We start from the raw sequence: 21961 nt of genomic DNA, 5'->3' as shown, positions 1-21961 counted from the left end.
ATCGCCCTCGAGTCCGAACTCGAGTGAGAGGGGATCCGTAGTCGGGTGCGGATCTCCGACGCGCGACTCGGCTGAGAGAGGTGACAGCACAGCAGGTCCGCGCCGTCTTTGGAGGTGCTCAAACCGTCGCGTCTCACCTCTGAACGCCGTGTTGAAGCCTCAAGACCAATAGAGTGCAGATGATACGGCTGATCCACGATTGCTCGTCGCACGAGAAAGACGAATCGTTTTCACACTTGTTCACGTACTCCAAATATGGCAAGTGGCACCATACCATACCAAGCACCAGGGTCACCAATCGACGACATCGCGTATCTCGCCCGGTCCCACCATCGCGTTCCGGCGCTCGTCGCACTGACGGAGCGCCCTCGAAGTCGCTCCGAACTCTGCGAGTTGACCGGTGTGTCGTCCTCCACGATACGGCGGACGTTAGACGAGTTCGAAGACCGCATCTGGATCCGCAAAGACAGCTACCAGTATACGGCAACACCGCTGGGTGAAGTGATCGCGTCGGGGATGGTGGACCTGATCGAACGGGTGGAAACGGAGCGGAAATTGCGTGACGTCTGGCACTGGCTCCCCGACGTGGTCAGCGAGTACCCCCTCGAGACGTGGGCGGCCATGACCGTCACAGTCGCCGACCCCGATGCGCCCTACCGCCCGGTGAACCGATTCGAGTCACTGCTCGAGGGGACGGACGAACTTCGATTCGTTCGTCCCGAAATTGCCCTGATGGAGCCCTGCTTCGACGTGCTTTGGCACCAGGTCGATGCGGGAGTGGACGTCGTTCTGGTGGGCAGACCACACAGCCACACGTATTTCCTTTCGACGTACCCGGAGCGCAGTGGAGAGATGATGCAACGGGACAATTTCACGGTGTTAGAACACGACGACCTTCCATCACACGGGATCAGCGTCCTCGACGAGCGCGTCGCCATCAGCTGTTACGAACGGGACAGCGGGACGGTTCAGGCATTGATCGACACCGACGCGGCGGCTGTCCGCGAGTGGGCGCAGTCGGTGTTCGAAACGTACACAGCAGAGGCACAGCCGGTCGACCCTCAGTAGAATAGAGACGACAAGGTTCGTTGCTAGACGTGACTGATGCGGAGGCCGCTGTGTCCTCGGCTCGTTCGAGGGGGTCGTACCGGGGTCGGCGGGGAGACGGTCGGTCCCGACCGTCCTCGAGTCGCGGGGAATGCGACGGTTGCAGTGACTGCCACGACAGCAGCTCCCGGCGGTCTGCCACGAAGTAACTACAGTATCTTCGCCAGCGTAGCGTCGCTGGCAGGGAGGCACCTCACATGACAGATACCCAGCAGACCGCACACGGCACCGACCTCGAAACGCTCGAGGGGTTCGCCGAACACGCCGCCGAGAATCCCGAAGCGGTCCAGCTCGGGCTCCGTGCGTCCGCGACCTACGAGGGGACGGCCGCACACAGCCTGGCGAAGATCGACAGCTACGACCTCGGTGGCGAGACGATCACTCGCGAAACGCGCGAATACACGATTCCCTACGGGGGCTGGAAGGAAGTGTTGGACGCCGGTGGGTGGATCGGCGCGACCGACCGGATGGAACCGATAGAAGTGGCGCTGTCGGCGCTCGCCGCCTGTATCAACGTCGGCATCAGCATCAACGCCGCCGCCAGCGGCGTGGACATCGACCACCTCGAGACGCGCGTCGGGACCGATTTCGATCCAGCGGTTCTCTTCAGTCTCGAGGAACTCAAGGCGGCTGACTCGGTTTTCGAGAACCTCACCGCCGAGGTCGAGATCGACGGCGAGGGTCTCGATCGGGATCTGATCGACGAATGGGCGCGGCGGGCACCCGTCTACGCGCTCGTCTCCCTCGCCCAGGACGTCGATCTGACCATCAACACGCCCGCCGAGGTGGCGGGCGACGACTACCCGGTGACCACCGACGAGTGAATCCCTCGATACGGATCGACTCGAACGTGAGGGCGAGTCGATGGACGGGGATGTCGCAGGGCCCGTCGAGACGGCGTTCCACTCCGAGACGGGCCGGGCGAGTTGGAGACGGTAGAATCGACCGGTTTGCCGTCCCGATTTACCGGCGACTCCACGACCCGTCTGTGGGGTCGCCAGCACTGCCTGCCAGCGGTCCGTATCGGACGACCGATAGTAACCGCTGAAAGTCACTCCATACTCGAGCGCCCGACAGCTATGCGATCGGTGTGCGAATCGGTTTGGCTGGTACGAGACCCAAATGCGTCGCTCACTCGAGCCGGTCGGCGGTTCGCTCGCCGTCAGGAACGCCGGTCATCTGTTCGCCGTCCTCGTCGAATAGCGACCCGAATCCCACTGAAGAGGCGAATCGCGCCGTCGTGACGTTATCAGCAATCACCATAACATATGTGCTAAAGACATCAAATATTTTAAATCCCTTGCTGCGGATACCGCAGAACGAAATGGGGGAGCTAAGTGCTGAAAGCAGAGCACACTTAGAGGAAGCGTTACAGAACGATGATCCATCGGAGAAGGATTTCCACGTTCGACAAGTACTACAACTGTGTCGTGTAGAGGATCGGCCGAACGAAGCGAAATAGAGCGACTACGTTCTCATCCGTTCACTGGCCCATTCGTATCGAGTGCTCCGGTGGCCCGCGCAGTACGGAACCGAGACTCGAGGAGCCGGTCGGGGCGTTTCGTGTGACGGGCCAATCGCTATGGGTCCGTCCAGTGAGGAGCCCCGCACGATCGAGACCGACCGAGACCCGTTCGTCCGGGAGCTACCCGCCTGAGTTCGACGACCGGGCGGCTACTGCGTCGATCGACCGCGCGTGGATGTCGGCGACGGCCTCGCGCTCGTCGTCGTCGGTCTCCGTCCACCACGCGAGCCGGTCGATCTCGAGTGGCGAGTACGACGACGTCATCGCCAGCCACTCGCCGGACGCGATCGTCCACAGAGCCGTCGTCGTTTCGAGGGGCGAGGACTCGAGTTCGGCGTCGATGCGGTCGATCAGTGCGACGACCGGTGGGGCGGGTCTGATCGTCTCGACGCCCGCGAGCTGGCGCAGGTACTGGAACGTCGAGGGGCCGACACCGGCGATCGAGCCGATGGGGTCTGCCTCGTACCGGTAGTGATCGGCCCTGCTCGCCCACTCGAGCAGTGCGTCGAGATCGTCGGCCTCCGGTCGCTCTGCGAGGACGCACGCGGCCTCACAGAGGACGTGTCGTTTGCGCTGGGCACCGAAGGCGGCCACGAGTTCGTCGTCCTCGGGATCGAGCGCGGCGAGGTCCCCGAAGGAGTCGACGCGGTCGCTCGCGACGAACGACTCGTGAAACCGGGCGACGGTGGGTGCGATGCCGTCGACGAACCCCTGGCCGGTCGTCGAGGCGGCGGCCTCCGCGAGGAGCAACGGGGGATCGTCGCCGGTCCAGCGCCGGTACTCGCGGAACTCCGCCGCGAGTTCCTCGTATGGCGTGCCGTCCGCATACGGCTCGAGGAGCGACTCCGCTGCCGTGTCGGGACTCATACGCGTTGTCCACACCTATCATACTGGGGATTGATAGCTGTACCGACCGGTTCGGGGCGTCGGCCGCCGGCCGCGTGCCCGCGGGGTTCCAGCAAACGGATCGGCAATAGGGTCGGAATCGCCGAAGAGGAGAGCGCTACTCCGTCCCGTTCGTGATGGTCGTGTGCGCGCCGATGAGCGCCCCCGCGAGATCGAGTTCCTCGAGATAGGTCCCCTCGTCGATGATCGAGCGGCGGATGTCGCCGTCTCGAACCGTCGCATTCGGGAAGATGATCGTCTGCTCGAGCGTCGTTCCCTCGAGGGTCACGTCGTCCATGACGTGGACGTTCTCGCCGATAGTGGTGTCTTCCAGCGTCGCGGAGTCGGCGACGAGCGAGTCGCCGTCGAGGTGCCAGGCGACGGCATCGAGGTAGCTCTTGGGGGTTCCGATGTCGAACCACGCCCCCTCGAAGGTGTAGGCGTAGGTGGGTTCGCGGTTCTGGAGCCACTGGACGAACCAGCCGGGCTCGTCGGGGTTGTTCCCGTCCTCGAGGTAGGTCTCCAGGAGATCGAGCGAGGTCCGTGGGAACGCATAGCAGGCGATCGAGACGAGCGTGCTCTTGGGGTCGGCGGGCTTCTCCTGGAAGTCGACGACGCGGTCGCCCTCGAGGTCGACGAGCCCGTAGGATTTGGCCTTCTCGCGGGAGCCGACGTCGTAGGCGGCGAGCGTGGGTGCGTCTCGTTCCCGAAACTCGTCGAGGAAGTCGGCGACGTCGAAGCTGATCAGGTTGTCGCCGGCGATGATCAGGAGATCGTCGTCGACGTTCTCTCGGTCGATCAGTTGTGCGAGCGCGCCGACGACGCCGAACTTGTCGTCTTCCTCGGTCGTCTCCTCGACCGAGAGTTGGGGTTTCTCGAACTCGCTGTCGGCGAGGTGGGCCTCGAAATCGGGAGCGAACCGCTCGTTGGTGCTGACGTAGACCTCCTCGATCCGATCGTCAGCCTCGAGTTCCGCGAAGATGCGATCGACGACGGTCGACTCGCCGATCGGGAGGAACATCTTGGGCCGATGTTTGGTAATCGGCCACATTCGGGTCGCGTACCCGCCTGCGAGGACGACGGCCTTCATGGGCCGGACTTCACTTGGGGAAGGTAAGTTACTTGCCCTTTCACTGGATCCGAACCCGTCGCCCGATCGACCGGCCAACGGCCCAGGCGGAGCGAAAAACGGACGCTCGCTGCGTTCCTGGTCGCGTGATCGCCACACTCGGTCCGGCATCCATCGACTGACCGATAGCCGGCAGTATAAATACGGCGCACCCATGAACCAACGTATGCGAGAGGCCGACGAAACGACGCGACAGAAACTCGCCGACGCCTTGCGTGCCGAGCCGGCAACCCCGAGCGAACTCGCGACGCAGCTCGATCTCACGCCCCACTCGATAGTCCGCCACGCCGAGCACGTCTCCCGTTCGGTCGAGGGGACGGACGAGCAACTTCTCGTCGCGCCGCCGACCTGTCGGGACTGTGGGTTCGACGACTACGACGACCTGCTGAATCTCCCCTCGCGGTGTCCCGACTGCAAAAGCGAGTCGATCGACGAGCCGACCCTCACGATCGAGTGACGGAACCTGACAATCGAGCCGGGATGATTGTCGTTGCTAACTACCGATGACGGATCGGATTCGACACTCATATTTATGGCGCAAGTGAGAACCCGATACGAACCCTCGAGCGAACGGCAGCCGCGTCCGATCGACGGTAGCTGTCGGCTCCGTTCTCCGTCCTGTCCGTTCGACTCGAGAACGACGGAACATATGACTTCCAAATCCCACTCGGAGCGTGACTGCGTCGAGTCCGTGCGGACGACCCTCGACTGGCTCGACGACCACGACTGGGCCGGCCCGTCGGACGAGTCGTTCGACGCTGCGTTCGCGCTTCTCGCCGATCAGCGCCGCAGGTTGTTGCTCACTGTGATGCGAACCTACGGCGAGGAACTGACGCTGCCGGACGCAGCGGAGGAAGTCGCCGTTCGCGAAACCGGCCACAACGTGACGAACATTTCGGCAGAACGGGTCCAGGAGGTCTATCTCTCCCTGTATCACGACCACCTCCCGCGACTGGTCGATGCCGGTCTACTCGAGTACGATCAGGAGCGGGATCTGGTGGCACCCGACGGGATCTAGTACCGTTCTACCCGTCGACTGCAGGGTCGGTGATGTGATCGACCCCCAGTGCCGGCGTGGACCGCCACTAGCGGCGTCGGCGGAGGCTAGAACTCGACGTTCGAGGTCGACGTCCGATCGACATCGTCGCTCTCGAGCGGGCCAGTACCGCGGAACTCGTACTCCTCGTCGGTCAAGTAGACGTCGCCGTCGACGACGGTGGTCTCGAGATCGGTGAGGTAGGCACCCTCGCAGGGGCCGAACGTACAGTGGCCGGAATCGGCCTCGAAGTACGCACCGTGGTTCGCACAGACGAGTTCGCCGTCTCGCATCGGTGCACCGGAGCCTTTGTCGAGTTTGATGTGTGTGAGATGCTGGCAGTAGTTCAGCCAGCAGGCGACGGCATCGCCGTCCGTCTCCGCGCGATTCGGTTCGCCGCCGTCCGTCGTCGCCGGTTCGGGTGCGACGAGAATCGCTTCCCGTTCCTCGCCGGACTCGTCGGCGACACGGAAGAGAAACGTCGAATCCTCGGGGATGGCCGAAAGCGCCGCGATCCGTCCTGTTTCCATTGGCTTCGGCTTGCGAGTCGGTCGTCCTGAACGTTACGGAACGGGACAAACGAAGACGGTCCGTTGCGGGGGAGATGGCCGTCGAGACACCGAACGGGTACCCGTCCGACGGAGTTTTAACTCCATCTCCACCCAACACTGCCTATGGACTCCCTTCTCATCTACGGTGCCTACGGCTATACGGGCCGACTGATCGCACGCGAGGCCGTCGCGCGCGGTGGCTCGCCCGCCATCGCCGGACGTGACGGTCGCGCGGTCGCCCGTCAGGCCGACGAACTCGGCGTCGAAGGGCGGACGTTCGACCTCGCGGCTCCCGGTCTCGACGATCAGCTCCGCCCCTTCGACGCCGTGTTGAACTGTGCCGGGCCGTTCGTCGACACGGCCGGGCCGCTGGTCGAGGCCTGTCTCGAGGCGAACACGGGGTATCTGGACATCACGGGCGAGTTCTCCGTCTTCGAGTCCCTTCGCCAGCGCGACGGCGCGGCCCGCGAGTCGGGGGTCCCGCTCCTGCCCGGCGTCGGCTTCGACGTCGTTCCGTCGGACTGTCTGGCGGGGTTTCTCCACGAGCAACTTCCCGACGCGGATCGACTGGCACTCGGAATCAAGGGCAGCAGCGACCTCTCTCGGGGGACGGCCCGCACGCTCGTCGAACAACTCGGCACCGGCGGGGTCGTCCGGCGGAACGGCCGGCTTGTCCAGGTTCCGACCGCGTTCCGAACCCGCGAAGTCGACTTCGGCGACGGTCCCGAACACGCCGTCACGATCCCGTGGGGCGACGTCGTCACCGCGTCCCACACGACCGGTATCGAGTCGATCGAAGTCTACGTTGCCACACCCTCGTGGGCGACCAGTGCCCTTTCGGCCGTCGATTCGCTCGAGTGGCTCCTCGAACGCCGGCCCGTCAAAGGGCTGTTGAAACGAGTGGTCGACGCACGCCTCGACGGACCGGACGGACGGCAGTTGGCGACCGGGAGCGCCGTCGTCTGGGGCGAAGTCGTCGACGAAGACACCGGCAGGCGGGCCTGTGCCCGACTCAGAACGCCGAACCCCTACGCGCTCACGGCCGAGTCAGCGGTGACGGCCGCCGAGCGGGTTCTCGAGGCCGGAGATCGAGGCCTGGCCGGGTTCCAGACGCCGGCGTCGGCCTTCGGACCCGAGTTCGCCCTCGAGTTGCGGGGGACGGAGCGGGAACTCGTGACCACTCCGGATGCCGCCGATCGACCGCCCGTCGAACCCGAGCACTGAGCGAGGTCGCCGCGCTCGGAAGAACCCGACCGCGAGCGTAAACGCCCACGGTTGGTCCGTCTCAGAGAAGCAGGCGGTAGTAGTACGGACTCACGAATCCTTCGATGACGGCTGCGATCGCCAACAGGATGCCGACGCCGACGAGCACCCAGAACGCCCGCTCGAGTGCGTCCGCGAGCCCCGCCCGGGTCTCGCGACCCCGCCACGTTCGCCAGGCGGTGACGCCCACGGAGATGCCGAGCGCGCTGGCGACGAGGATCGCCGGAATCTCGAGGACGCCGTGTGGGAGCACGAAGGCGGCGAGTTCCGCGGGATCGACCTCGAGCCGGGCGATGAGTCCGAGGAAGACGCCGTTGAACAGCAACGAAACGATCGCCGGAATCGCGAGTGCGATGCCGCCGTAGGCGGTCGTGAGCGCGACCAGCCAGTTATTACCGAACAGTTCGATGGCGGCCGTGGGTGGAACGTGCCCCTCGAGTCGGGCCGCGATCGACGTCTCGACCGTGCCGACGAACGGTTCGGCCGCGAGCCAGCCGATCCCGAACCCGAGGACGGCGAGCCCGATCACCAGCGCGTGTGTTCCCGGCGTCGCCCGCACGAACGACGTCAGTTCGCCCCAGCCGCGTCGGAGCCCGGCCCGAAACTGGGTCCGAAGCGGCCGCGTCGGTGACTCCGGCGGCGTCAATCGATCCCGGTAGTCACAGTAGACGGCCGTCTTCAGCAGATCGAGCACCGGGAACAGGACCAGCGGGGCGAGCAGCGAGCCGACGGTGGCGACGTTGACCAGCGAGAGGAGTCCAGTAACGGCGACGAAGCCGCCACCCATCACGAGAGCAATGATGTAGTAAAAGATCGCCTCGACCGGCTGTGTGCGGACGAATGCCCCCGCGCTGCGCACCGACTCGAAGACGCCGGCGTCGTCGACGACGATCGCGACCGGTGCGAACGCGAACAGCGCTCGAACGAGAACGAGGGGGACGATCGCGACGACGATCGCCAGCCCGACCACGAGAACGGCGACGCCCATCGATTCGGCCGCCAGCGAGGCCACGCCGGCGATCAGCGCCGCCACGATTCCGACGGTGGCGAGTATCACCATCCAGCACAGCACCTCGAGCACGAAGAGCCCGAGGAACCGCGGCCAGTAGCGGCGGGCACCCGCGAGCCCGGCCACGAGCCCGCGGTCGTCTCGCAACCGGCCGTAACAGGCTGCGAGCTGCCCCGCCGCGACGGCGGCGGTAAGCAGGACGAACAGCAACAGGCTCACGACGATCGTCACGACGGCGAGGGCGGCAAGCGGCGGCGTCAGGAGCTGCTCGACGATCGGCTCGAGATCGGTTGCCCACGCCTCGACCGCCTCGGGATCGGCGTTGGGGTCTGTCGGTGGCGGCTCGAGATCGGCAAGTTGGGTTCGAATCGCTTCCAGACGACCGGTCGTCGCGAGGAAGAGTACGCCGGCGGCGATCGCGACGAACGGAACGACCCGCACGATCGCGGCGACCGCGACGCCGAGGACGTACATCGGCAGGATGTCTCCCGGTCGACGACGGAGGACGGCGACGACGGCGGCGAGGAAATCCGAAAGCGCCATACTGGCCGTTGGGCCGCGTGTAAGTTAAATGAACGCTCTCCCGGTCACACCCGTTCTCGGTTCCATCGGGGCGATCGAAGCGGGGGCGACTATGGACTCGGCGGCTCGCCGTCGTATTCGTCGTGCCCGCCGTAGAAGTTGAGCATCGCGAACTTGAGTTTGTCCGGGGCGATGTCGATCAACTCCTCGCGTTCCTCGTGTGGGAAGGTGCCGTTGACGCTGTACCTGCCGAGATCCGGTTTGGCCTGCCTCGAGTAGCGGCGATCGAGCAGCGCGCGGACGCCGACCTCCTCCGGGGAGCGGATGACCCGCCCCAGCGCCTGTCTGGTCTTTCGAACCGTCGGGATCTCGACGGCGTAGCGCCAGCCAGTATCGGTGCCGTCGAAGGCCACGTCGTAGGCGTCCTGAACGGCTTCGGCCCGGTCGTCCAGATGCGGGTAGGGAACGCCGACGACCAACACCGTGTGGGCATCGTCGCCGTCGAAGCTCACCCCCTCCGCGAGGGTTCCCCACAGCGAGGTACAGAGCACCGCGCCGTCGTCCGCGACGAACTGTTGGCGAAGCTCCTCGACGGACTGGCCCGGTTCGTCCAGATAGAGCGGCCGATCGCTTCGGCTCGCGAGCCGGTCGGCGTACCGACTCGCCTCGCCGTAGTTGGGGAAGAACGCGAGCGTGTTGCCGGGCGTCATCCGGACGGCATCGTGGATCGTCTCCGCCACCGTCTCCTGAACCGCGGGATCGTCGCGATCCGAGGAGAACAGCGGCGGCGTCTCGACGGCGTACGTTCGGCGGTTCTCCTCGGGGAACTCCAGCCCGTAGGCCATCGTCACCGCGTCCTCGAGGCCGAGCACGTTCTCCGTGACCTCGAAGGGGTGGATGGTCGCGCTCATCAGGACGGTCGCGTGGACCTCCTCGAACAGCTGACCGGTCACCTGCCGGGGGAGACAGGAGTACAGCTCCGCGCGGCCGTAGACCTCGTCGGTCCCGGCGTCTCGGGTGACGGAAACCACCGGATAGAGCCCCTCCGCCGAGCTCTCGGTCATCCACGCGCTGACGAAGCCGGCGGCCTGCAGGGTCTGACACTCCGTGCGCGTGGCCGTCTCACCCTCCCGATACGCCTCCTCGTATTGCTCGTCGAGTTCCTGACCGAGTTTCATCGCGGCCTCGAGGTCGTCGTCGATCCCCCGGCCGGAGTAGCGCTGCAGGAACTCGAGCGTGAGGTCGTCCTTGCGGTCCTCGTTGGCGATGGGGACGTCGGACCAGTTGCCGCCGATGCCCTCGCGATCGCCGAATCCGAAGGCGTCCTCGTAGGTCTCGACGAGCGCGCGGTGGAAGGCCGAGAGGACGTTCGCGGCGTCTTCCGAGCGCGGATCGTCCGTCTCGGCCAATTCGTCCAGCGCGGAATCGAAGGTGCGCTCGGAGCAGGTCCGGGTCGCGTGCTCGCGGGCGGCGTCCTCGACGTTGTGGGCCTCGTCGAAGACGGCGATCACGTCGTCGGGATCCCGTCCCAGCCACCGGAAGAACTGCTCGCGAATCGCCGAATCGAGCAGGTGGTGGTAGTTACAGACGACCAGATCGACGCCCTCGAGCCCCTCCTTCAGGAGCTCGTAGCCACAGAACTGCTGTTGTTCGGCGTGCTCGTAAATATCGTCGGGCGTGCGGACGTCCTCGAAGAGCCAGCCGAAGAAGTCGTCCGTCTCCCCTGTGAGGTTGTTCCGGTAGTAGTCACAGACGTTCTGCTCCTCCAAATCCTCGAGTCGGTCCTCGATGTCATCGAGTTCGTCCATCACCGCCGAGCGGGCGTCGGCTGCCGAGCCGTCGCCGTCCTGACTCTCCGCGAGCAGTTCGCGCTGGCGGCGCTCGAGTTGCTCGCGGTCGCGTTCGGCGTCGACGACGGCGCGGGTGTTGTCCCGCAGGACCTGACACTCCTCGTAGCCGACGTCGATGTGACACATCGAGGATTTGCCCTTGAAGACGACCGCACGGATCGACTCCTCGCGGGTGATCGCGCGGGCTTCGGCGACGAACTGCCGCATCTGCTGGTGGACGTTCGTCGTGATGACGACCGTCTTGTCCTGCTCGCGGGCGACCTCGAGGGCCGGAACCAGCGACGAGAGGGACTTGCCGGTCCCGCAGGCTCCCTCGAAGAGCACGTCCTGGCCCCGATGGAGGGAGTTGTGGATGCGGTCCATCGCCTCCCGCTGGTTCGCGTAGGGCTGGTCGTACGGGAAAAAGCGCATGTACCCGGCTGTCTCGGACACACCGTACGATAGGTTCGCGATGCGATAAAAGGATTCGTCTCGGATCGGGGATCGATCTGTAAGCCGCCTCCACGATCCTGCCGAGCGGGAAAGAAAACCCGTCCCCGCCGATTCGAGTTGGAACGGACCCCTTCGGCGGGACCGGCGGGCGTCGCCGATTCGAGATCAGAGCACGCCGAACCCGAACTCGGCCATGCCGAAGACGGGGCTCCACAGGAAGTGGAGCGCGACGCCGACGACGACGGCTGGCAGGAAGTTGTAGATCGTGGCGACGATGGCGGCCCTGGCGTCGACGGCCAGCAGCGGGAACAGGGCGTCGCCGTCCTGGGCGATCGCGTTGGCGGAAAGCGCGGAGAAGGGGAGCCCGCCCTCGGCGTAGACGCTCGCCAGCAGTATCTGGGGGCCACAGCCGGGAATCAACCCGACGGCCGCGCCGCCGATCGGGGCCAACACGCCCGCCGCCGCGGCGACGGTGGCGACGTTCACGCCGGTAAAAAGGACGGCGTACTCGTAGACGAGGAAGGCCACGAGCACCCAGACGGTGACGAAGCTGGTCTCCATCGCCGCGTGGGTGAGCGTGTCGTAGATCGACCCGAAGGAGTCTCGAGCGCGGGCGATCTCTCCCTCGCCGACGTAGTGGCGGCCGATCACGTAGAGGTACAGCGACAGGACCGCACCGACGATACCGGCGACGGTAAACAGGCCGTCGAAGCCGAAGTCCGCGACCAGCGCGACCTCGGGACCGCCACGGAACAGGTAGAGCGTCCCGAGGACGAGTCCAGCGACCGCGGCGACCCACCACAGGACGTGTGCGAGGTGAGAGAGCGGGGTGAGGACTCGAGAGCGGCGATCCGGCCCCGTTTCGTGTGCATGGGTGGGGGCCGCACAACCATAGTCGTGGGCGGGGTTGGGACCGACGCCGCTGTTGACCACGGTGCCGCCGTCGGCCATCGCCGGCGAGAGTTTCGCGACGGCGTTGTCGACGCGACCGACGCCCAGTCCGAACTCGTCGACGAGGTAGCCGGTGGCGACGGAGGCCGCGAACGCGATGGCGTAGGCGTAGATCGCGGCCTCGGGTGCGAGCGCGAGGATGACGAACGCCGAGTCGCCGGCGGTCGCGCCCAGCGTCGCGACCACGGTGCCGAAACTGACCGTCCCGCGGACGTACAGCGGCATGACGACGATCGCACCACCACAGCCCGGTGTCAGCCCCAGCAGACCGCCGAACAGTACTTGCAGCCGCTCGTTGCCCTCGATCGCACCGATCACGGCTCCGTCGGTCCAGTACTGGATCAGGCCGAACGCTAACACCGTCACCGCGACGAACGCGCTCACCTGAACGTAGCCGTCTCGCAGCGAGGCGAGAAAGACCTCCAGTACCTCGTTCATTGCGCCTCACCCGTAGATTGGCTTCGGGTGGGCCAAAGATTAGACATCTCTAAAAACGAGTTTAGCGTCGGGATGTATATAGCTGCTGGTGGCTGCAATCCTTATGGGTGACTCGTCGAATCCGACACGGGAGCCCGCTCTCGAGGCTGGTGCCGTCGATCGCTCGAGAAACCGGGAGGCCGCCGGTCGCTACTCGTGATCGTCACGCAGGTGTTCGATGGCGTGGAGTTCGACGACGGGGAAGATCTTGGCGACGGTGAGGAAGAACAGCGCGACCATGCCGATCGTTCCCGTGATCGACGCGATCTCGATCAGGCTCGGCACGTAGACTCCCGGCACGGCCTCGTAGATGTCGAACGTCGGGTGCAGGAACCCCTCGACGACGAACAGCACCTTCTCGAGGATCGTCGCGGTGAGTACCGCGAGTCCGGAGACGACGGCCCGGCGCTTGGTAAACAGCGTCGGACGGAGCGTCTGGGCGAAGATGTACGTCAGCGTCAGGAAGACCAGCGACATAGAGGTGAGATAGATGGGGTTGGTGGCCCTGGCCCGGGCGGCGACGGTCAGGTCGACGGGGGCCTGGAACAGGCCGGTGATGTTTTGCTGGAGTTGGAGCCACAGGAAGAGCAGACAGAAGAACCCGAGCCACAGGAGGAGTCCGCGGAAGATGTCGTCCGTAATGATGTGATCCCAGTCGTAGGCACGGCGGAACGAGAACGCGAGAATGATGACGCCGCTGATGGCCGACGTCAGTGCGATGGTGAGGAACTGCGGGCCCTGGACGGCACCGAACCAGGTCGGCATCGTCGGGATCACCGCGAACAGCCACGGAATGACCCCCCCGTGGAGCAAGAGCGGTGCCATGATGATGATCGCGAGCGCGAGCCACCAGACCATGCGCTCGACGACCGCGTCTTCGCGCTCGGTGTAGCCGATCGTGATGAATCCATAAATCGGGTCGAGCCGGTCTGGTAGCTGATCGCGCAGTCGGCTCACGTCGTAGCGCAGCGTCAGCCCGAGATAGGTCGCCGTCAACACGAAGTAGGCCGTGATGACGGTCACGTCCCACACGAGTGGCGATCCGTGGATCGTGATGTGGTAGTGGCCGACGACGCTGGTAACCATCCGGTCGGGTCGGCCGAGGTGGACGATAATGTAAAACCCCGCCGCCGAGAGGCCGCTGATGGTCAGCAACTCGGCGAGTCGCGCCACCGGCATGTACCGGTCCATCCCGAGCAGCCGGACGGCGGCAGAGAGGATGATCCCGCCGTGTGCGATCCCGACCCACCAGATGAACGCGCCGATGTAGATTCCCCACGTCGCGCCACCGCCGCTCCCCCAGTCGCCCAGCGCGGTGACGATCAATCCCTCGTTCAATTGGTAAGCCCAGCCGATCAGGAAGGCGACGAACGCCAGTCCTGCGACGGCGACCAGCGCGAAGTACGTTAGCGAGACCGTTCCGATCGGCCGCAAAATGTCGGCCTCGCTCGGCCGTTTCGTCGACATCGTACTACAGTTGACCTCATCGGCTGTCCACTTGCGTCCGTGCTATGAATGTGCAAGGACGGGTCGGGCGAGCGTCGACAGGGACTCACAACTCGAGCGTGTAGACCACTTCCCGTCGCTGCTCGCCGCCGATCTCGACGTCGTCCTCGTCGGTCGGTTCGAACCCGTGATCCTCGTAGAACTTCCGGCCACCCTCGTTCGAGGCGAGGTCGATCGCGCGCATCCGCTCCATGTTGAAGTCCCGCAGGTCCTCGCGGAGCCGTTCGTACAGCGCCGTGCCGATCCCCTCGCCCTGGTGGTCGGGGTGGACGGACATGCGGAGGACGTCGCCTTCGTCCTCGGTGACGACGCCGTGGGTGAAGCCGACGATCTCTCCCCCTCGTTCCGCGACGAGGAAGGCAGTCCCCGGCTTCGACATCGCCGTCTCGAGGGCCTCGTCGCCGTACCACTCGTCGATGGTCTCGTCGATCGTGTCGGCCTCGAGTTCGTCGTAGGTCGCGTGCCAGGTTTCGCGGGCGACGGCCCTGATTCGGTCGCGGTCCTCGCGGGTCGCTGGTCTGATCTCCATACCCGACGGTACGACAGCGAGTGACAAAGTGATTGCACCGTCTCAGTTAGGCTCGTCGGTCTGCCGTACCGACGTCCCGACCCGTCGGCCGGACTCGAACGCGGTGCTACAACTCGAGCGTGTAGACCGCTTCGTCGTAGTACTCCCCGTCGATCTCGACCTCGCCGGTGTCGGTCTGTTCGAAGCCCAACCCCTCGTAGAACGCGCGACTGGTGTCGTTGAACGCGAAGTCGATCGACCGGACCCGCTCGACGTCGTGGGACTCGATCTCCTCGATCAGCCGCTCGTGGAGTTGCGACCCGATCCCCTCGCCCTGACGGTCCGGGTGGACGTACATCCGGAGGATGTCGGCCCTGTCACCCTGTGCGACCGCGTGCGTAAAGCCGACGAGTTCCCCGTCTTCCTCGGCGACGAGGACGACCGTGCCGGGGGCCTCGAGGGGCATCGAGTCGTCGGTGTACCACTCGTCGACGGTCCGGTCGATCATGTCGGCCTCGAGTTCGTCGTACGTGTCGTGCCAGGTAGCGCGAGCGACGGCGGTGATCGCCTCGAAGTCGTCGGGTGTCGCGGATCGAACGTTCATACCTCATCATTGAACGTGGGACATAAATAACACGCTGACACGAGACGCTCACTCCGAGCGGAGACGACGCGGTCGACACGGAGCGTGTGGGAACACCGAACCGTCCCCACCGGTGGGATCACTCCTGCACGTCGAACCCCCGGTCCCGGAGCAGGTCCGGAACGCGGTCCCGGTGGTCGCCCTGGAGTTCGATGCGACCGTCGTCGACCGTCCCGCCCGTCCCGAGCGACTGCTTGAGGTCCGACGCGGTCGATTCGATCTCCGATTTGGTGAGGTCGAACCCCTCGATGATCGTCACCGGCTTGTCGTACCGTCTGCTCTCCGTCCGAAGCGACAGCACCTGCTGGGAGGTCTCGAGGTCCCCCTGGCTGTCGAGTTCGTCGAGCAGGTCGTCGAGATCGTCGTCGTTGTCTGCCATATCGTCACATGGGCTGGGAACGGGGATAGCCCTGTCCCTGCCTTCGCAACGGAGCCGAATCGGCAAGCGCCGACCCAGCGCCGCTACAGTCGCGACTTGATCGTCTCGGCGGTCTTCTCGCCGACACCCTCGACGCTCCGGAGGTCCTCGAGGGTCGCCTCGCGGACGTTCTCGACGCTGCCGAAGCGACCGAGCAGGCGTTTCCGGGTCTCGGGACCGACCCCCTGGACGTCGTCGAGCACCGTTTTCACCTCGTCGCGGACGGTCTGGTGGTACTGTACGGCAAAGCGGTGGGCCTCGTCGCGCACGCGCTGGAGGAGATGTAGATGCGGCGCGTCGCTCGGCCACGAAAACGTCCGGTCGGGCGTGACCACGCGCTCCTCGGCTTTCGCCAGCGCGATCGCCGGTACGTCCCAGCCGACCGCGGACAGCGCGTCGCGGGCGGCCTCGAGTTGGCCCTCCCCGCCGTCGATCAGCAAGAGATCGGGGTCTGGCCGGTCGTCCCGCCCCTCGACGGCGCGGGTGGCACGCCACTCGAGCAAGGCGCGCATGTTGTCGTAGTCGTCGTTCTGGTCGGTCAGCTTCTTCCGCCGGTAATCCGCTTTTTCGGCGCTGCCGTCGACGAACGTGACGTTGCTCCCGACCGCCGCTTTCCCCTGCGCGTGGCTCACGTCGAAGCCCTCGATCCGCCGAGCCGAGTCGATCTCGAGGGCGTCCGCGAGCATGCCACACTCGTCGCGTCGGCCCACGTTGCGCCGGGCGTTCTTGAGCGCGAGTTCGACGAGTTTGGCTTCCCGGCCCGCACCCGGGACGCGGACCGAGACGCCCGCGGCCTCGAGCCAGGCGGCGACCTCCTCGTCGCCGTGACGTTCGGGCAGGAGCAGGGCGTCGGGCAGCTCGCGCTCGGCGTAGTACTGGACGATAAACGCGGCGAGGACGGCGGGGACGCCCTCGGTCTCGCCGGCGACGCCGTCCCCGGTAGCGCCGGGTGCCTCGAGCGTGTGCCGGTCCCGGTCGATCAACTTGCCGCTCTCGGCGCGTAACCGTGCGACGGTCGCGTCCTCGCCCTCGATGGCGACGCCGAGGATGTCGACGCCCCGTTCATCGCCGACCGACTGGACCGCCTCGCCGCCCTCGCCGTGGAAGGCTGCGACGGTCTCGAGGCGATCCCGCAGGTTCGCCGCGCGCTCGAAGTGTTTTTGCTGCGCCGCGGCTTCCATCTCCTGCCGTAACGGATCCGCGAGGATCCCCGTCTCGCCCTCGAGGAATCGTTCGACCGCGGTGACGTCCTCGCCGTAGCTCTCGAGGTCGATCTCGCGGGTGCAGGGCGCGGTACACAGCCCCATCTCGTAGTCCAGACACGGCCGGTCGCGGCCCGCGTACTTGTGGTCCGAACAGCCCCGGACGCCGTACGTTTCCCGGAGCGCCTTGACGACGGTCTCGACGTGTCCCTTGCTGGTGTAGGGGCCGAAGACGGTCGCCGACTCGTCGGGATCGCGGGTGATCTCGATCCGCGGGGCGTCGTGGGCCGTCAGCTGGACCATCGGATACGATTTGTCGTCCTTGAGCCGGACGTTGTAGCGGGGCTGGTGGCGTTTGATCAGGTTCGCCTCGAGCAGCAGGGCCTGCGTCTCGGTGTCGGTGACGGCGATCTCGACGTCGTGGGCGCGGTCGACCATCCGGCGGATCCGAGCGCTGCGGGGATCGGCGTAGGACCGCACCCGATCCCGCAGGTCGACGGCCTTTCCGACGTAGAGGGTCGTCTCTCCCTCGCGGAACTGGTAGACCCCCGGCTCGCGGGGCAACGATCCGGCGCGCTCGCGAACCCCATCGGCGTTCATCGGCGGCCCTACGGAGGCAGGAGGTTTCAGCCTGACTCCTCGGCGTCGACCGCCGCACCGGTCGCCCCTCCCGTCTCGCCGTCTCCGTTGGCCTCGAGCGCCGTCGATCCCGGTCGGATCGCGCGCTCGAGGTCCTCGACCGCTCCGGCGTCGATGGCGGCGTCGCCGATGGGGACCTCGATGTCGGTCCCCCCGCTGACGCGAACGACGAGTCGTTTCGAGCGCGATCGGAGGACGGAGGCGACGAAGACGGAGGCTGCGACGAGGGCGACGATACCGAGGAGGAGAAGGCCCCCCTCGAGCACCACGAGGGCCGTTTCGAGGGCTCCGAGCGCCGCCTCGACGACGCGTGTGAGCTGCGTCACTCCCGGCATCGTCCGGCTCCCCTCGAGATCGACGGTCGGAACCGCCGTCGCGAAACTGCTGGTCCTCGTGAGCTCGAGCAGCCCGACGCCGACGACCGCGGCGACGGCCCCAAGAGAGAGTCGTCGCAGGGGGGTGTCCGTCTCGACGGAGACGGTCCCGATATCGGGCCGATCGACGTGGCGGAACTTCGGCTCCGCCGCGTCGGGCGTAAACGCCAGCACGCGCTGGTTCGTGACGACGAGCGTCGCGTCCTCGAGGTCGGCGCGGTGGACGACGAACTCACCCTCGTGGCACAGCTCCGCGGCGTGGTCGGACCACTGATCGATGCGCTCGCTTCGGGTCTCGACCATCGTCACCGCTCCGACGCCATCGACCAAGTACGTCCGGGCTCGTTCAGACCGGTAGGGGCTGCCTTCCAGTCGATGGGACTCGGTACATTCTCGGTGATCGACACTGAATCCCCCGCCATGAGTGACTCGACGGTACAGTGCTGGCTCGTCGAACGGGAGATCGGGGATCGGGACTTCGTCACGCTCGTCTACGCGACGCCCGATGGCTCGCGCTACCACCAACGCCAGCGGTCGTCGACGGCCCTGCGGACCGGGCCGACGGTGACCGCAGCCACCGAGATCCCCGCCGACGAACTCGAGCCGGTTCCGGACGAGGAAACCCGCGAACGGTACGCCGAGGAGGTCGACCGGACCGCGGGCCGATACGATCCGGACGACCCGATCTAGCCGCGACGGGGACGACCGTCGACCCCCGAAACGAGGATCGTCGACCATCGACGCCTCTCCGCGGGGAAACCGATGCTTTCAGCCGAGTAGTGATGTCAAAAACCTTATCGGGCAACGCCGCGACCACACAGCCATGCCCGCTATCACAGTCGATAATCTGACCAAGTCGTTCGGTCAGACCCTCGCGCTCGATGACCTCTCGTTCCAGGTCGAAGAGGGCGAAGTATTCGGCTTCCTCGGCCCCAACGGTGCCGGCAAATCGACGACGATCAACATCGTGCTGGATTTCGCCCGCCCGACGGCCGGCGAGGTGAGCGTCCTCGGGATGGACGCCCAACGCCACAGCCGGACGATCCGGCAGCGAACCGGCGTTCTCCCGGAAGGGGTCCAGCTGTACGGCCGCCTGACCGCCCGACAACACCTCGAGTTCGCCATCGACTCGAAGGGCGCAGACGACGACCCCGAAGCCTTGCTCGAGCGCGTCGGGCTGGTCGACGCGATCGACAAGAAAGCCGGCGGCTACTCGAAAGGGATGGCCCAGCGGCTCATGCTCGCGATGGCGCTGGTCGGCGAGCCCGATCTGCTCATCCTCGACGAGCCCTCCACTGGACTCGACCCCAACGGTGCCCGCGAGATGCGCAAGATCGTCCAGGAAGAGAACGAACGGGGTGCGACCGTCTTCTTCTCGAGTCACATCATGGAGCAAGTCGAGGCGGTCTGTGACCGCGTCGGCATTCTGCGCGACGGGCAGATGGTCGCCGTCGACTCCGTCGCGGGACTCCGTGACTCCGTCGGGGGCGGGACGACCCTGCGTGTCACCGTCGATCGGATCGACGACGACGCCCTGCAGGCGGTCCGATCGCTGCCCGACGTCGGCGGCGCGACCGTCGAGGACCAGCAGCCACCGACGCTCGTCGTCGACGTCGACGGCTCGAAGACGACCGTCCTCTCCACGCTCGAGGATCGGGGGATCGAAGTCCGGGACTTCTCGACGACCGAAGCCTCCCTCGAGGACGTCTTCCAGTCGTACACGACGGATACGGAGGTGTACGCACGATGAGTTCCGAAACCGGCACCCAGCCGGCGGCCCCAACTGGCTCGGCCTCGAGTTCGATCGATCTCGAGAGCGTCCGCACGATCGCGAAGAAGGACTTCCAGGACGCGGTTCGGTCGTGGCTGTTCTGGGGACTGAGCGTGTTCTTCTTCGCGCTGATGGCAGGCCTGGCGGGGATTCTCGCGTGGATCAGTCCGGACGGATTCACGACGATCGATTTCATTAGCACGGTCAGTTCGGTTGCGAAACTCGTCATCCCGCTGATCGCGCTCATTCTGGGCTGGAAAGCGATCGCCGGCGAACGCGAGACCGGGAGCATCAAGGTCTTGCTGTCGCTGCCCCACTCGCGGCGGGACGTCATCCTCGGCAAGCTGCTCGGGCGGACAGCTGTGCTCTCGTTGTCACTGATCATCGGCCTCCTCATCGCCATGGTCGCGGTCGCCTTCGCCGTCACGGAGTTTTCCTTCCCCGCGTACATGGCCTTCCTCGTGTTGACGATCCTCTATGGGCTCGCGTACATGAGCATCGCCATCTCGCTTTCCTCGCTGACTCGCTCGACGACGATCGCTGGCGCGGCGATGTTCGGCGTCTTCGTCGTCTTCTATATCGTCTGGAACTCGATTCAGACCGCACTGCGACTCCTGATGAATCGTGGATACATCGAGGGCGTCGCCTACACCATGTCCGGTCCGGGCGGTGGACAACTCGAGTTCACTCGGCTGCCGAGCTGGGCCCAGTTTATCAACATGCTCGACCCGGGGAACGCCTACCAGAACACGATCACGATCTTCAGCGAGATTTCGGGCGATCAGATCGGGACGACAGTGCGGGAAGTCGCCTACCCCAACGGAATCCCGTTCTTCCTGCAGGACTGGTTTTCGTTCATTATTCTGCTGTTCTGGATCGTCGTCCCGATCACGATCGCGCTGTTCTGGTTCGATCGCGTCGACATCTGATACCGTCTCCTGTCCGTCAGTCCCGGTGGGACCGGGACATCGGGACGGCAAACCGTATGAGAGGGGCCGTCGGTCCGTGGGACCGGCGACCCCATAACGGGTCCGTTGGTCGCCGACACTGCTTGCAGAATCCGGACGGGAGCCCTCATCGCGGTGGCTTTGCCTCCACAGCGGACGTTCGGCTCCGTGCGGGGATCAGTTTACAGGGATCGCCGTCGTAGCCGCCGGTGTGACCGACTGCATCTTCTACGGCGGCAAAGGCGGCGTCGGGAAGACGACCTGCGCGGCGGCGACCGGACTCTCGCTGGCCGCCGCCGGCCGGACGACCCTCGTCGTCTCGACCGACCCGGCCCACTCGCTTTCCGATTCGTTCGAGGCCGAGATCGGCTCCGAACCGACCGAACTCGAGTCGCCCGCGGCGCTCGAGGGGGCCGGATCGATGGCGGACGAGTCGGAACGAGCGGGGAGCCTGTGGGCCGTCGAGATCGACCCGGACGTCCAAAAAGAGCGCTACGAAAAACTGGCACGCGCACTCGCGAAAGACCTCCGGCGTGCCGGCATCAGTCTCTCCGACGAGGAGGTCGAACGGCTCTTCGCGACGGGTGCGCCGGCGGGCAGCGACGAGATCGCGGCGCTCGATCTCCTGGTCGAGTACGTCGACTCGGGCGAGTGGGACACCGTCGTCTTCGACACCGCACCGACGGGTCACACCCTGCGGCTGTTCGACATGCCCGACGTGATGGGGCTGGCACTCGAGACGGCCCGGTCGCTTCGCGGGCAGGCAAAGCGGATCGGCAACGCCGCCCGGACGGCCGTCCTGGGGCCGATGTCGATGATGACCGGCGACAGCGACGACGAAGACGAGAGTCTGGAGGCGTTTCAGGCCCGACTCGAGCGCGCCCGGGAGCTGCTCGTCGATCCCGATCGGACCGAGTTTCGCGTGGTGCTCCTCCCGGAATCGATGGCGGTTTCGGAGACGGAACGGCTCGTCGACCGGCTTCGCGAGGGGGGCGTGCCCGTCGAGCGGCTGCTCGTGAATCGCGTGCTCGAGGATCCCCACGAGGGGTGTCCGCGCTGTCGATCGCGACAGGAACGCCACGAGGAACAGCTCGCGACGATTCGAGCGACGTTTCCGGACCTCGAGGTCGTGACGCTGCCCGCCCTCGAGGGCGAGGTCCAGGGGCGGGGCTCGCTCGCGGTTGTCGCGAAGCGATTGCCGACCTGAACGGCCGAT

The 21961-nt window shown here is 65.8% G+C and carries 22 protein-coding genes; 9 read left to right on the top strand and 13 right to left on the bottom strand.

Features of this window, described 5'->3' with window-relative positions:
• Positions 1 to 255 precede the first annotated feature (255 nt).
• Complete coding sequence (locus tag J0X27_RS10680; RefSeq protein WP_207269185.1) at positions 256 to 1068, top strand: helix-turn-helix transcriptional regulator; 813 nt, start codon at positions 256 to 258, stop codon at positions 1066 to 1068.
• Positions 1069 to 1304: 236 nt separating this feature from the next.
• Positions 1305 to 1931: an OsmC family protein gene (locus J0X27_RS10675; protein WP_207269184.1), complete on the top strand. Its 627-nt coding sequence runs from the start codon at positions 1305 to 1307 to the stop codon at positions 1929 to 1931.
• Positions 1932 to 2238: 307 nt separating this feature from the next.
• On the opposite strand, the gene J0X27_RS18095 is transcribed toward J0X27_RS10675, so the two are convergent.
• The 3 genes from J0X27_RS18095 to J0X27_RS10665 all read right to left on the bottom strand — a co-directional run bounded on the left by J0X27_RS18095 (position 2239) and on the right by J0X27_RS10665 (position 4607).
• Positions 2239 to 2370 carry a hypothetical protein gene (locus tag J0X27_RS18095; RefSeq protein WP_277410056.1) on the bottom strand — a complete coding sequence of 44 codons (132 nt, stop codon included), beginning with the start codon at positions 2368 to 2370 and terminating at the stop codon, positions 2239 to 2241.
• Between the two features lie 382 nt (positions 2371 to 2752).
• Positions 2753 to 3499, bottom strand: a complete 747-nt coding sequence (locus J0X27_RS10670) for a hypothetical protein (RefSeq protein WP_207269183.1) — start codon at positions 3497 to 3499, stop codon at positions 2753 to 2755.
• Between the two features lie 136 nt (positions 3500 to 3635).
• Complete coding sequence (locus J0X27_RS10665; RefSeq protein WP_207269182.1) at positions 3636 to 4607, bottom strand: nucleotidyltransferase family protein; 972 nt, start codon at positions 4605 to 4607, stop codon at positions 3636 to 3638.
• Positions 4608 to 4812: 205 nt separating this feature from the next.
• Between J0X27_RS10665 and J0X27_RS10660 the strand changes: the two genes are divergently transcribed.
• Both J0X27_RS10660 and J0X27_RS10655 read left to right on the top strand, forming a co-directional pair.
• Positions 4813 to 5103 carry a transcriptional regulator gene (locus J0X27_RS10660; RefSeq protein WP_207269181.1) on the top strand — a complete coding sequence of 97 codons (291 nt, stop codon included), beginning with the start codon at positions 4813 to 4815 and terminating at the stop codon, positions 5101 to 5103.
• A 192-nt stretch (positions 5104 to 5295) separates the two neighbouring features.
• The gene (locus J0X27_RS10655; protein ID WP_207269180.1) at positions 5296 to 5664 is read left to right on the top strand and encodes a DUF7344 domain-containing protein; all 369 of its coding nucleotides are present in this window, start codon (positions 5296 to 5298) and stop codon (positions 5662 to 5664) included.
• Between the two features lie 86 nt (positions 5665 to 5750).
• Here the strand turns inward: J0X27_RS10655 and J0X27_RS10650 are convergent, their stop codons facing one another.
• Positions 5751 to 6212: a Rieske (2Fe-2S) protein gene (locus tag J0X27_RS10650; RefSeq protein ID WP_207269179.1), complete on the bottom strand. Its 462-nt coding sequence runs from the start codon at positions 6210 to 6212 to the stop codon at positions 5751 to 5753.
• A gap of 144 nt (positions 6213 to 6356) precedes the next feature.
• Here J0X27_RS10650 and J0X27_RS10645 point away from each other — a divergent pair, with 144 nt between their 5' ends.
• A complete protein-coding gene (locus J0X27_RS10645; protein WP_207269178.1) occupies positions 6357 to 7457 on the top strand; it encodes a saccharopine dehydrogenase family protein in 1101 nt (366 codons plus the stop codon).
• Positions 7458 to 7518: 61 nt separating this feature from the next.
• Here J0X27_RS10645 and J0X27_RS10640 read toward each other — a convergent pair whose 3' ends face one another.
• The 9 genes from J0X27_RS10640 to J0X27_RS10600 form a co-directional block, all read right to left on the bottom strand.
• Positions 7519 to 9048 (bottom strand): stage II sporulation protein M, encoded by a 1530-nt coding sequence (locus J0X27_RS10640; RefSeq protein WP_207269177.1) that lies wholly within the window; start codon positions 9046 to 9048, stop codon positions 7519 to 7521.
• An 89-nt stretch (positions 9049 to 9137) separates the two neighbouring features.
• Positions 9138 to 11288, bottom strand: a complete 2151-nt coding sequence (locus J0X27_RS10635; RefSeq protein ID WP_207272074.1) for an ATP-dependent DNA helicase — start codon at positions 11286 to 11288, stop codon at positions 9138 to 9140.
• Between the two features lie 186 nt (positions 11289 to 11474).
• On the bottom strand, positions 11475 to 12698 hold the full coding sequence (locus tag J0X27_RS10630; RefSeq protein WP_207269176.1) for a putative manganese transporter: 1224 nt from the start codon (positions 12696 to 12698) through the stop codon (positions 11475 to 11477).
• Positions 12699 to 12887: 189 nt separating this feature from the next.
• Positions 12888 to 14204, bottom strand: a complete 1317-nt coding sequence (nrfD, locus tag J0X27_RS10625; protein WP_207269175.1) for an NrfD/PsrC family molybdoenzyme membrane anchor subunit — start codon at positions 14202 to 14204, stop codon at positions 12888 to 12890.
• A gap of 85 nt (positions 14205 to 14289) precedes the next feature.
• Positions 14290 to 14772 carry a GNAT family N-acetyltransferase gene (locus tag J0X27_RS10620; RefSeq protein WP_207269174.1) on the bottom strand — a complete coding sequence of 161 codons (483 nt, stop codon included), beginning with the start codon at positions 14770 to 14772 and terminating at the stop codon, positions 14290 to 14292.
• Positions 14773 to 14878: 106 nt separating this feature from the next.
• Complete coding sequence (locus J0X27_RS10615) at positions 14879 to 15355, bottom strand: GNAT family N-acetyltransferase (protein WP_207269173.1); 477 nt, start codon at positions 15353 to 15355, stop codon at positions 14879 to 14881.
• Positions 15356 to 15473: 118 nt separating this feature from the next.
• Positions 15474 to 15773, bottom strand: coding sequence for an SUI1 family translation initiation factor (locus J0X27_RS10610; protein WP_207269172.1), 300 nt, complete (start codon positions 15771 to 15773; stop codon positions 15474 to 15476).
• Positions 15774 to 15856: 83 nt separating this feature from the next.
• A complete protein-coding gene (locus tag J0X27_RS10605) occupies positions 15857 to 17614 on the bottom strand; it encodes an excinuclease ABC subunit C (protein ID WP_207269171.1) in 1758 nt (585 codons plus the stop codon).
• Between the two features lie 26 nt (positions 17615 to 17640).
• Positions 17641 to 18330, bottom strand: coding sequence for a hypothetical protein (locus J0X27_RS10600; protein WP_207269170.1), 690 nt, complete (start codon positions 18328 to 18330; stop codon positions 17641 to 17643).
• Positions 18331 to 18447: 117 nt separating this feature from the next.
• Between J0X27_RS10600 and J0X27_RS10595 the strand changes: the two genes are divergently transcribed.
• From J0X27_RS10595 to J0X27_RS10580, 4 genes are all read left to right on the top strand, one after another.
• Entirely contained in the window at positions 18448 to 18717 is a 270-nt protein-coding gene (locus J0X27_RS10595) for a DUF7967 family protein (RefSeq protein WP_207269169.1), read from the top strand.
• A gap of 133 nt (positions 18718 to 18850) precedes the next feature.
• Positions 18851 to 19777 (top strand): ABC transporter ATP-binding protein, encoded by a 927-nt coding sequence (locus J0X27_RS10590; RefSeq protein WP_207269168.1) that lies wholly within the window; start codon positions 18851 to 18853, stop codon positions 19775 to 19777.
• Positions 19774 to 20727, top strand: coding sequence for an ABC transporter permease (locus tag J0X27_RS10585; protein WP_207269167.1), 954 nt, complete (start codon positions 19774 to 19776; stop codon positions 20725 to 20727). The genes J0X27_RS10590 and J0X27_RS10585 overlap by 4 nt, the downstream gene beginning before the upstream one ends.
• 229 nt (positions 20728 to 20956) lie before the next feature.
• Positions 20957 to 21952, top strand: coding sequence for an ArsA family ATPase (locus J0X27_RS10580; RefSeq protein WP_207269166.1), 996 nt, complete (start codon positions 20957 to 20959; stop codon positions 21950 to 21952).
• Positions 21953 to 21961 lie beyond the last annotated feature (9 nt).

The organism is Natrinema longum (assembly GCF_017352095.1).
Lineage (GTDB): Archaea > Halobacteriota > Halobacteria > Halobacteriales > Natrialbaceae > Natrinema > Natrinema longum.
The sequence above is the reverse complement of the archived record's forward strand: the minus strand, read 5'-3'. Positions and strand labels throughout refer to the sequence as shown.